Genomic DNA, 11,297 nt, shown 5'->3' with positions numbered 1-11,297 from the left:
AAATAATTAGATAGTCATTTTAGATCGCCGCCGAGACCATGACATCCGGCCAGCTTGCCAAAAGCCCGCGCTCCCGGCTGGCCGGCAGCCGGTGGGGCCGTCCCGTGGGCGTCATCGCATGCTCCGCTCAACACCATGGACAAAAAAAATCGCAGCCCGCAGGCTGCGATTTCTGAAAACCCGATGACAACTGCTCAGGCGGTCGCTCAGGCGGTCGTATTCACGTTACGGCCGACATTGGGATTTGCCGGCAGTTGCGGCAATGCCTGCAGCAGCCCGATTGCAGCCGCCGCCTGCGAGTTCAACGCTTTCTTGAGCACCAGCATGTTGACCGCATCGGAAGTTTGCGCCGAGGCCAGGTTGGTTGCCACCGAAGCAATTTGAGTAACATCCATGGACGACTCCTTTTGAGAACAAGATCACTGTCGGCCGACTTCAGGCAGGCAGTATCTGCATAACGGCATTCAAACCCGTTTCTTTACATCAATCAATCATTTTAAAGAAATAAGGGGAATTCCTTTCATGACACTATCGACATTTCCACCAGGAAATAATAAAAAACCATCAAGAATGGACAAAAAAATCGCACCCCGAAGGATGCGATCCAAGTGCATGCGCCTAACTGCTGCGCACAACATGCCTAGGCTATGGTGTTGATGATGCGGCCTATATTGATATTGGCTGGCAGGCTAAGAACCGCCCCCACGGTATCGACCACGTCGCTCGCCACATTCTTGGCGACCTTGGTCAAATCCACGCCGACGGACTGCGCCGCCTTGTTGGCCAGCCAGGCAGTTGCTGCCCCGCTGGCGATAGTTGCTATCTCCATAGGAACTCCTTGATTGAAGTGCAACAAGATGCCATCGCGTAAAGCTTGCCTGCCGCCTGCTTGCCGCCACCCCTATCCGGCAAGCAGGCAGGCGCGTTCTTTACCCAATGAGCACATGTGTTAGCGGCAAGCGTCATCGAAGTCTTAACAGCGATTGCATCGTCCTTACCTTAATTTTCAGATGTTAATTTCTCCGGGGGTCGGGCACGGTAAACTTCGCCGCTAGACTTGCCCCTTTTCACTGACGAAGACTTCATGCTGCCTGCCCTCGAAAAAATTGCCGCCGACCCGCTGTCCAGCGACCTCTCCGGCATCAGCGAACTGGTTGCATTCCTGCGCCCGGGGCGCAATAGCGATCCGGCCTCGGCGCTTGGCCAGGTGCAGACGCTGACCCTGCTGCTGCATGACAATCCGCACTACGCGGCGGCGCTGCGCAGCTACCTCCTGCATCTGCTGTCGGTGCGGCGCCAGACCAGCCTGTACACGGATACCGGCATTCTTTCCAATGACGGCTTCTTCCATGAGCTGCACCGGCGCTTCGCCTATCGCGTGCTGCCGCCGGCGCTGGATGACCGCAACCTGCAGGATTGCCTGGATATCGTGTTCCCCGATGGGCGCGATCACCTGTGGCTGCAAGCCGTGCCGTTCGAAGCATGGGACGCGCTGTGGCAAACCATTGCCGCGGCGGAGCCAACGCCAGCGTTGCCGCACAACGCCAGCCAGCCCGACCGGGGCAAGACGCTGACCGAATTGCTGCAGGCGATACAAGTGCTCTCCTACCGCATCAGCGCCATCGGCATGGAACCGGAGCTGATCCGCATCTACAGCGACGTCAAGGCCTTCGAATCGCCGTTCCTGATGCAAAACGTGGAGCTGCATGCCTGGATGGAAAGCTACCGCCGCCGCCTGCAGGATGAGACCGCGCCGATCGAGGATGCGCTGCATGTGCTGGTGCTGCTGGACCAGTGCCAGGAGGTGGTCGACAAGATCCGCAAGCATGCGCTGCGCATCGGCACCAGCGTGTCGCTCACCTACCGCCTGCTGCGGCTGGAACAGAACCTGCTGCGCCTGCGCCAGTTGCTGGCATTGGCCGAACCCGACGCCGGCGGCGATGCGCAGAAAAAGCGCCGCACCGGATTCGCGCTGGCGATGGAACTGGTGGAGGCGCACAACCGCAAGTACACCATCCGCGGACTGCTGGCCGGCAACATCAACCTGCTGGCGCGCAACATCACCGAAAACGCCAGCCGCACCGGCGAGCACTACATCGCCGAGAACCGCCGCGAATTCAGCGCCATGTACCGCTCGGCCGCCGGCGCCGGCTTCGTCATCGGCTTCATGGCGCTGATCAAGATCATGTTTTCCAAGCTGCATGCCGCGCCGCTGGTGGATGCCTTCCTGTTGTGCATGAATTATTCGCTGGGTTTCATGCTGATCCATGTGCTGCATTTCACCGTGGCCACCAAGCAGCCGGCCATGACCGCCTCGCGCATCGCCGCCGCCCTGCACCGCAGCGGCGACAGCCGCAACATCGATATCCAAAGCCTGGTCGACATCATCGTGCAGGTGTTTCGCACCCAGTTCATCGCGGTGCTGGGCAACCTGACGCTGGCCTTCCCGATCGCTTACCTGCTGGTGACCGGGTATCTCCACCTGACCGGTTCGCACTTCATCGACGCCGACAAGGCCACCCACCTGCTGCACGACCTCGATCCCTTCGGCAGCCTGGCGCTGTTCCACGCCGCCATCGCCGGCGTCTGCCTGTTCCTGGCCGGGCTGATCTCGGGCTACTACGACAACAAGGCGCTCTATACCCGCATGTCGCAGCGCGTGGTGCGGGCGCGCTGGCTGACCGCGACCATCGGCCAGCGCCGCGCGCAGCGGCTGGGGGATTACCTGGAAACCGGCCTGGGCGGCCTGATGGGGAATTTCTACTTCGGCATCATGCTGGGGACGATCGGCACCATCGGCTTCCTGCTCGGCCTGCCGATCGATATCCGCCACATCACCCTCTCCGCCGCCAATCTGGCCATCGCCATGGAGGCGCTGCAATGGGGCGTGGGGGTCAAGGTTTTCGTGCTGTCGGCGGTGGGCGTGCTGGCGGTGGGCGCGGTCAACCTGTGGGTGAGTTTCGGGCTGGCGCTGTTCGTGGCGCTGCGCTCAAGGCAGGTGCGTTTCCGCCAGGGCGGCAAGCTGCTCAAGGCCTTGTCGGAGCGTTTCCTGAAAAAGCCGGGTGAATTCTTCTGGCCGCCCAAGGACGCGCCGCAGGCGCCCGGCACGGCTGCCGACGACGTGCAAAAACCATAACAAGGCGCACAGCCGGGCCGGCTCGCGCCGCCCGGCCCGGAACAAGGCTTTGCCGCTTTACGGCTTCACGGCTTGACCACGTGCCAGATGTCCTTGAAGTTGTCGCCGTCGCGGTCGCCCGGACTCTTGTCTTTCTCGTACAGGTACAGCGGCTTGCCTTCATAGGCCAGTTGGGCGCTGCCGTCGTCGCGGGTGACGGTGGAATACGGCGCCGATGGCGTGCCCATCGGCGTCACCGGCGGCCACAGCTTGGCGCAGGGGCCGTTGCAGACGCTCTTGCCGCTGTTGGCGGCATCCTTGTCGAAGGTGTAGACGGTCATCCCCTTGCTGTCGACCAATACGCCGCCCATGGCTTTCACGCCGGCGCCTTGCGCGAATGCGGTCAACCAGGCGCCGCTGCAGGCCAGCGCGATCAGGGAAGTTGCAAGCAGTCTCATGTCATTTCCTTTTTTGGTCGGGTTGCGCGGTTTGCCATACCCGTCTTCCGGTATACGCCTACCGCCCCCGATAATTCCAGAAATATTTTTTGCCCGCCCGGGCTGGCCGGCGTTTTTATGTGCGCACGTCCTTGCGCGGGGCGGTCAGGTAGCCGATGACGGCCGGCAAGATTTCCGGACGCACGCTGCCGGCCGAGAGACCGCCGGGGCCGGTCAGCACGACCGCGTTGATCAGCGCCTTGAGCATGCGCTGGATGACGAAGGTGGCCACGTCCAGCTCGGGCGTGGTGATGCTGCCGCGATGCTTCTCCAGCACGCCGCGGATGGCGTCGAAGAAGCGCTGGCGGATCTCGGTGGAGACCGGCAGGTTATAGGCCGGAAACTCTTCTTCCAGGATGCGGTTGAGCTCGGGTTCGACCAGGTGGGCCGCGACCAGCGCATCGATCAGCGCCTCGAAGTCGCTGTGCAGCGAGCCGGCGCCGTCGATGTGCGCGGCCACGTCTTCGAACAGCGCCAGCATGCGCGTCACATGGCGTTCGCGCAGCGCGAAGATCAGGGCGTCCTTGTTGGGGAAGTACTGATACAGCGAGCCGACGCTGATGCCGGCCGACTCAGCCACCAGGTTGGTATTGGTCTTGGCATAGCCGCGCTCCACCAGCACGCGCGACATGGCATCAAGGATAGTGTCGACCATCGCCCGGGAACGGGCCTGGCGAGGTTCTTTGCGAGGTTGCAGTTTCATTTTCCGCTTCAGTGAAGAATTCGCCGGTCTCCGACGCGAATTCGCAACATGAGTTATTGTTCGTATCTCAGAGTATAATACAAAAATGAGTTTTTACTCGCCAGCATTCGCCGGCGGACTCGCGTCAATGTTTGCCGGCGCCGGATTCCCCCGCCGCGCCTGCCCTGGCGCCAGATCCGGCAACGCCAGGCCAGGCGAGGAAAAAACCGTTATACGAGATCCCCAAGAAACTCGCATCGCCAACATTTTCAACGTGGAGAATTCTATGAAACGCACCATGTCGCCCGCCTTCCGGCCGCGGGCGATTGCCGCTTGCGCCGCCATGATCGGCCTGCTGGGCCTGTCCGGTTGCGCCAGTTTCAGCGGCATCGGCAGCGACAAGCACATTGCCCAGGCAAGCGATTTTGCCACGCAACGCAGCTTGTCCGATCCACAGCAGCAAAATGCGGGCCAATGGCCCGGCAGCGACTGGGTCAGGCAATTCGGCGATCCGCAACTCAATGCCCTGATCGAAGAAGCGCTGGCCTCCAGCCCCAACCTGCAGCAGGCGCAGGCGCGCATCGCCGCCGCCGGCGCCCTGGCCGAGGCCCGTGGCGCGCCACTGCTGCCCACGGTCACCGCCGACGCCTCGCTGATCCGCAACCAGTTCTCCAACACCACGATCTATCCCGAGCCGTATGGCGGCAACTGGTTCAACGAGAAGAAGGCGATGATCAACATCGGCTATGAACTCGACCTGTGGAACAAGAACCATGCCGCGCTGGCGCAAGCCATCTCCAGCGAGAAGGCAGCCCAAGCCGGCGAACAGGAAGCGCGCCTGGCGCTGACCGCCTCGATCGTCTCGGCCTACAGCCAGCTGGCGGCGCAATATGCGCTGCAAGATATCCTGCAGCGCACCGTCGACCAGCGCGAGGCGCTGCAAAAGATCACCATCGAGCGCGTGCGCACCGGCCTGGATACCCAGATCGAGCGCAACCAGTCGCGCGGCAGCAGCGCCGACGCCCGCGCCCAGCTTGAGCAAAGCCAAGGCCAGATCACCCTGACCCGGCAGCAACTGGGCGCCCTCACCGGCCACGGCCCCGACCGCGGCCTGCAACTGGCCGCGCCGCAGATGACCCGGCTCGCCACGCCCGGCCTGCCGGCCGACCTGCCCCTGAACCTGCTGGGCCGCCGTCCCGACATCGTGGCCGCGCGCTGGCAAGTGGAGGCCGCGACCCAGGGCATCGACGTGGCCAAGTCGCGCTTTTATCCGGACATCAACCTGAGCGCGGCCATCGGCTTCGATACCCTGCTCAATACCAATCCGTTCACCGCGGCCAGCAAGTCGATCGCCTTCGGACCGGCCATCAGCTTGCCGATCTTCGAAGGCGGCGCCCTGCGCGCCGGCCTCAAGGGCGAGTACGCCAATTACGACCTGGCCGTGGCGACCTACAACAAGACCGTCAACGACGCCTATGCCGACGTGGCGCGCCAGATCGCCTCGATCCACTCGACCGAGCGCCAGTTGCCGATCCGCCGCGAAGCGCTGGAAGCGGCCGAACGCGCCTACGACCTGGCCAGGGAACGCTATCGCATCGGCCTGGTGTCGCAGCTCACGCTGCTGTCCGCCGAAACCGGGGTGCTGGCGCAACGCCAGGCCATGGTCAGCCTGGAAGCGGCGCGCCGCGACCAGCAGGTGGCGCTGTACAAGGCGCTGGGCGGCGGCTTCGAGGCCCAGCAAGCCGGCCTGGCGCTGGCCGGCAAGCCCGGACAAGGACAGCCGCAACAACCCTGAACGCATACCTGACATGGCCTGCCGCCGGACTCTCATCCATCCGGCCGGCGGCAGGCTCGCTGTGCCGGCCAAGGCGGCGCAGCCAGACAACCGCTACGAAGAAAATCAAACGGAGTAATCCATGAGTGAAAGCACTACCCAAAACGCCAACGCCAACGGCAACGGTAATGGCAAGACCAACGGAAATGGCAACGGCAAGCGCAAGCGCCAGTTGTTCCTGCTGACGCTGGCCCTGGTCATCGTCGCCGCCGTCTGCTTCCTGTACTGGTTCCTGCACGGCCGCTTCTTCGAAGAGACCGACGATGCCTACGTCGGCGGCAACATCGTGCAGATTTCCGCCCAGGTCGGCGGCACCGTCACCGCCATCAAGGCCGACGATACCCAGGTGGTCAGCGCCGGCCAGCAGCTCGTGACGCTGGATGCGGCCGACACCAAGCTGGCGCTGTCGCAGTCCGAAGCCGCGCTGGCCCAGGCCGTGCGCCAGACCCGCCAACTGTTCCTCAACAACGACACGCTGGCCGCCAACGTCGCCGCCGCCGAATCGAACCTGGCGCGCGCCAAGGACGACTTGCAGCGCCGCCAGGCCGGTCTGGCCTCGGGCGCGGTATCGGTCGAAGACGTCTCGCACGCCCGCGACGCCTTCAAGAGCGCCACCGCCGCCCTCGACCAGACGCGCGCCGCCGCCGCCGCCAACCGCGCGCTGACCGACCACACCAGCGTGACCGAGCACCCCAATGTGCAGCAAGCCGCCACCGCCGTGCGCAACGCCTACCTGAACTACGCCCGCGTCAACATCGTGGCGCCGGTGTCGGGCTTCGTCTCCAAGCGCTCGGTGCAAGTCGGCCAGCGCATCGCCGCCGGCAGCCCGCTGATGGCCATCGTGCCGCTGGAACAGATCTGGATCGACGCCAATTTCAAGGAAGGCCAGTTGAAACACATCCGCATCGGCCAGCCGGTTGAAGTGGTGGCCGACGTCTACGGCGCCGACGTGAAGTACCGGGGCACCGTGATCGGCTTCTCGGCCGGCACCGGCGGCGCGTTCTCGCTGCTGCCGGCACAAAATGCCACCGGCAACTGGATCAAGGTGGTGCAGCGGGTGCCGGTGCGCATCGCGCTCGACCCCGAGCAGGTGCGCGCGCATCCGCTGCGCATCGGCCTGTCCACCACCGCCACCGTCGACATCCATGGCGACGGCAAGCAGCTGGAAAACGCCCCGGCCAACTACCAGACCAACGTCTATGAAGATCTGGGCAAGCAGGCCGACGCCATTGTCGAGCGCATCATCAGCGACAACGCCAGCGGGCTGCCGGCGCAGAAAAAGAGCAAGGCAGCCGCTGCCGTGGCCGTGCCGCATACCTGATCCGCAAGACCTGACCTGAACCGTACCTGAATCATTTATGGCGAACAGCCCTACCCCCTACACACCGCCACCACCGCTGACCGGCGCCAATCTGGTGCTGGGCACGCTGTCGGTATCGCTGGCGGTGTTCATGAACGTGCTCGATTCGTCGATCGCGAACGTGGCGATCCCCACCATCTCGGGCAACCTCGGCGTTTCCGTCGACGAAGGCACCTGGGTGATCACTTCGTTCGCGGCGGCCAATGCGGTTTCCATTCCCCTGACCGGCTGGCTGACCCAGCGCGTGGGCGCGGTGCGCCTGTTCGTCACCTCGGTGCTGCTGTTCGTGCTGGCCTCGTGGCTGTGCGGGCTGGCGCCGACCCTGCCGATCCTGCTGGCTGCGCGCGTGCTGCAGGGCCTGGTGGCGGGACCGATGGTGCCGCTGTCGCAGTCGCTGCTGCTGGGGGCCTACCCCAAATCCAAGTCTTCGTTCGCGCTGGCGCTATGGGGCATGACGGCGGTGGTGGCGCCGGTGGCCGGGCCGGCCCTGGGCGGCTGGATCACCGACAGCTACACCTGGCCGTGGATCTTCTACATCAATATCCCGGTGGGCCTGGTCGCGGCCGGCGTCACGCTGGCCATCTACCGCTCGCGCGAAACCCCGACCCACAAGCTGCCGATCGACAAGATCGGGCTGGCGCTGCTGGTGACCTGGGTGGCGGCCTTCCAGATCATGCTCGACAAGGGCAAGGACCTGGACTGGTTCTCCTCGTCCACCATCGTCACCCTGGCCATCATCGCGGCCGTGGCCTTCGCCTACTTCATCGTGTGGGAGCTCAACAACGACCACCCGGTGGTGGACCTGCGATTGTTCGGCCGGCGCAATTTCGCCGGCGGCACCATCGCCATCTCGATCGGCTATGGCGTGTTCTTCGGCAACCTGGTGATCCTGCCGCAGTGGCTGCAGCAATACCTGGGCTACCGTTCGATCGACTCCGGCCTGTCGACCGCGCCGATCGGCATCTTCGCGGTGATCCTGATGCCGCTGATCGGGCGCTTCCTGCCGCTGGTGGATGCGCGCAAGGTGGCGACCGCCTCCTTCATCGGCTTCGCCCTGGTGTTCTGGATGCGGTCGCGCTACAACCTCGATGTCGACCAGTGGACGGTGATCATGCCGACCCTGCTGCAGGGCATCCCGACGGCGATGTTCTTCGTGCCGCTGACGGTGCTGCTGCTGTCGGGCCTGCCGCCCGAGCGCATCCCGGCGGCGGCCGGCCTGTCTTCCTTCGTGCGCGTGTTCTGCGGCGCGGTCGGCACCTCGATCTCGACCACCGCCTGGAACAACCGCACCATCATGCACCACGCGCAGTTGACCGAGCATGCCACGCCGTACAGCCCGTGGATGCAGCAGACCGTCAACAGCATCAGCAGCCTCTTGGGCCTGGACCAGCAGCAGACCGCCGGCATGATCGAGCGCACCATCACGTTCCAGGCGGCGATGCTGGGGATCAACGACATCTTCTATGTGTCGGCGCTGATCTTCCTGGCGATCATCCCGCTGATCTGGATCATCAAGCCGTCCAAGGGCGGCGCCGGCGCCGCGGAAGCTTCGGCCGCGCATTGATGTAATGTGATCAATCCGCCCCGATACAGGCCCTAAGCCATCAATACCCGGTGATGGAAACGCAGGTGATCTTCCATGAAGGTCGAGATGAAGTAATAGCCGTGGTCGTAGCCTGCATGCCGGCGCAGCGTGAGCGGCTGCGATGCGGCCTTGCAGGCGGCTTCGAACTCTTCCGGCAGCAGTTGCTGCTCGGCCAGGAATTTGTCGGACAGCCCCTGGTCGACCAGGATGCCTTGCGGGAATGGCGAACGCAGTCCCCGCATCAGCTCGCTGGCGTCGTAGGCCTTCCATGCCTGGCGATCGGCGCCCAGGTAATTGCCCAACGCCTTATGGCCCCACGGGCATTGGCTGGGCGCGGCAATCGGCGCGAACGCCGACACCGAGCGATAGATATTGCGGTTGCGCAGCGCCAGGGTCAGCGCCCCGTGGCCGCCCATCGAATGGCCGAAGATGCCGATGCGTTGCGGGTCGGCCGGGAATTCGCGCAGGATGACCTGGCGCAGGCCATGCACCACGTACGAATACATGCGGTAGTTCTTCTCCCACGGCGCCTGGGTGGCGTCGACGTAAAAACCTGCGCCCACGCCGAAGTCCCAGTTGTCGCTCTCGCCTTCGATGCCGGCGCCGCGCGGGCTGGTGTCCGGCGCCACCAGGATGATCCCCAGCTCGGCCGCCACGCGCTGCGCGCCGGCCTTGGCCATGAAGGTTTCCTCGGTGCAGGTCAGGCCGGCCAGGTAAAACAGCACCGGCAGCTTGCCGCCGGCCCTGGCCTGCGGCGGGACGAACACCGAGAAACGCATCGGCAAGCCGATCTCCGCCGATTCATGGCGGTAGTAGCCCTGGACGCCGCCGAAGCAGCCGTGCTCGCTGATGGTCTCCAGCATGCCCGTTCCTTTCATCAGAACTCGACCACCGAGCGGATCGACTCGCCGCTCTTCATCAGGTCGAAGCCTTCATTGATGCGCTCCAGCGGCAGCTTGTGGGTGATCAGGTCGTCGATGTTGAGCTTGCCTTCCATGTACCAGTCGACGATCTTGGGCACGTCGGTGCGGCCGCGCGCGCCGCCGAAGGCCGAGCCCTTCCAGACGCGGCCGGTCACCAGCTGGAACGGACGGGTGGAAATCTCCTGGCCGGCGGCCGCCACGCCGATGATGATGGACTGGCCCCAGCCCTTGTGGCAGCACTCCAGCGACTGGCGCATGGTGGTGGTGTTGCCGATGCATTCGAAGCTGTAGTCGGCGCCGCCGTCGGTCAGGCCGATGATGGCGTCGACCACGTTGGGCACATCCTTGGGATTGATGAAGTCGGTCATGCCGAACTTGCGCGCCATGGCTTCACGCGCCGGGTTCAGGTCGACGCCGATGATCTTGTTGGCGCCCACCATCCTGGCCGCCTGGATCACGTTCAGGCCGATGCCGCCCAGGCCGAACACCACCACGTTGGCGCCCGCCTCCACCTTGGCGGTGAACAGCACCGCGCCCACCCCGGTGGTGACGCCGCAGCCGATGTAGCAAACCTTGTCGAAAGGGGCGTCGGAACGGATCTTGGCCAGGGCGATCTCGGGCACCACGATGTAGTTGGAGAAGGTGGAGGTGCCCATGTAGTGGAACAGCGGCTTGCCGTCCAGCGAGAAGCGGCTGGTCGCGTCCGGCATCAGGCCGCGGCCCTGGGTGGCGCGGATCGCCTGGCACAGGTTGGTCTTTTGCGAGAGGCAGAACTTGCATTCGCGGCATTCCGGGGTGTACAGCGGAATGACGTGGTCATCCTTCTTCAGCGACTTCACGCCGGGGCCGACATCGACCACCACGCCGGCGCCTTCATGGCCCAGGATGGCGGGAAAGATCCCTTCCGGGTCGGCGCCCGACAGCGTGTAGTAGTCGGTGTGGCAAATGCCGGTAGCCTTGATCTCGACCAGCACTTCGCCGGCCTTGGGGCCGCCCAGCTCGACTTCCTCGATGGTCAAGGGCTTGCCTGCCTGCCATGCTACCGCTGCTCTTGTTTTCATGGGGATGTTGTCCTTTGTCAATGATGGTGAAATAACTCCGCGCCAGATCCGCGATGGCCGGAAACGGCGGGGAATTTCGGATGTTCGCGCGAAACCAGGGCGGTATTATCGCATCGCCAACCGAAATGGGGCGCGGCCCTCTTGGGCGAAAACTTTCCGCCGGCCATGAAATGGCCCCGGGAACGCATTCTCCCCGGCGGCGATAATGACAAAGGCTCTCGCATGCGGTAAGGTTCAAAC

10 protein-coding genes are annotated in these 11,297 nt (G+C 64.1%); 4 read left to right on the top strand and 6 right to left on the bottom strand.

Annotated features, from left to right (window positions below; genetic code table 11):
- Nucleotides 1-206: 206 nt before the first annotated feature.
- Together AC07N6_RS05965 and AC07N6_RS05960 are read right to left on the bottom strand one after the other, a co-directional pair.
- On the bottom strand, nt 207-395 hold the full coding sequence (locus AC07N6_RS05965; protein WP_494779400.1) for a YjfB family protein: 189 nt from the start codon (nt 393-395) through the stop codon (nt 207-209).
- A 245-nt stretch (nt 396-640) separates the two neighbouring features.
- Entirely contained in the window at nt 641-829 is a 189-nt protein-coding gene (locus AC07N6_RS05960; protein WP_494779399.1) for a hypothetical protein, read from the bottom strand.
- A gap of 255 nt (nt 830-1,084) precedes the next feature.
- Between AC07N6_RS05960 and AC07N6_RS05955 the strand changes: the two genes are divergently transcribed.
- Nucleotides 1,085-3,136, top strand: coding sequence for a site-specific recombinase (locus AC07N6_RS05955; protein ID WP_494779398.1), 2,052 nt, complete (start codon nt 1,085-1,087; stop codon nt 3,134-3,136).
- A 65-nt stretch (nt 3,137-3,201) separates the two neighbouring features.
- Here AC07N6_RS05955 and AC07N6_RS05950 read toward each other — a convergent pair whose 3' ends face one another.
- Nucleotides 3,202-3,573: a COG4315 family predicted lipoprotein gene (locus AC07N6_RS05950; protein ID WP_494779397.1), complete on the bottom strand. Its 372-nt coding sequence runs from the start codon at nt 3,571-3,573 to the stop codon at nt 3,202-3,204.
- 115 nt (nt 3,574-3,688) lie between these two features.
- Nucleotides 3,689-4,315, bottom strand: coding sequence for a TetR/AcrR family transcriptional regulator (locus tag AC07N6_RS05945; protein WP_494779396.1), 627 nt, complete (start codon nt 4,313-4,315; stop codon nt 3,689-3,691).
- Nucleotides 4,316-4,580: 265 nt separating this feature from the next.
- Here AC07N6_RS05945 and AC07N6_RS05940 point away from each other — a divergent pair, with 265 nt between their 5' ends.
- The 3 genes from AC07N6_RS05940 to AC07N6_RS05930 all read left to right on the top strand — a co-directional run bounded on the left by AC07N6_RS05940 (nt 4,581) and on the right by AC07N6_RS05930 (nt 9,052).
- Nucleotides 4,581-6,089 carry an efflux transporter outer membrane subunit gene (locus AC07N6_RS05940; protein ID WP_494779395.1) on the top strand — a complete coding sequence of 503 codons (1,509 nt, stop codon included), beginning with the start codon at nt 4,581-4,583 and terminating at the stop codon, nt 6,087-6,089.
- Nucleotides 6,090-6,210: 121 nt separating this feature from the next.
- On the top strand, nt 6,211-7,449 hold the full coding sequence (locus AC07N6_RS05935) for an HlyD family secretion protein (protein WP_494779394.1): 1,239 nt from the start codon (nt 6,211-6,213) through the stop codon (nt 7,447-7,449).
- A 37-nt stretch (nt 7,450-7,486) separates the two neighbouring features.
- Nucleotides 7,487-9,052 (top strand): DHA2 family efflux MFS transporter permease subunit, encoded by a 1,566-nt coding sequence (locus AC07N6_RS05930; protein WP_494779393.1) that lies wholly within the window; start codon nt 7,487-7,489, stop codon nt 9,050-9,052.
- A 32-nt stretch (nt 9,053-9,084) separates the two neighbouring features.
- Here the strand turns inward: AC07N6_RS05930 and fghA are convergent, their stop codons facing one another.
- Together fghA and AC07N6_RS05920 are read right to left on the bottom strand one after the other, a co-directional pair.
- Complete coding sequence (gene fghA, locus AC07N6_RS05925; RefSeq protein WP_494779392.1) at nt 9,085-9,936, bottom strand: S-formylglutathione hydrolase; 852 nt, start codon at nt 9,934-9,936, stop codon at nt 9,085-9,087.
- A 14-nt stretch (nt 9,937-9,950) separates the two neighbouring features.
- Nucleotides 9,951-11,057, bottom strand: a complete 1,107-nt coding sequence (locus tag AC07N6_RS05920) for an S-(hydroxymethyl)glutathione dehydrogenase/class III alcohol dehydrogenase (protein ID WP_144768140.1) — start codon at nt 11,055-11,057, stop codon at nt 9,951-9,953.
- Between the last annotated feature and the right edge of the window lie 240 nt (nt 11,058-11,297).

The organism is Herbaspirillum sp. GW821-FHT09A12, from assembly GCF_059418325.1.
This window is presented reverse-complemented; position numbering and strand designations above follow the sequence as displayed.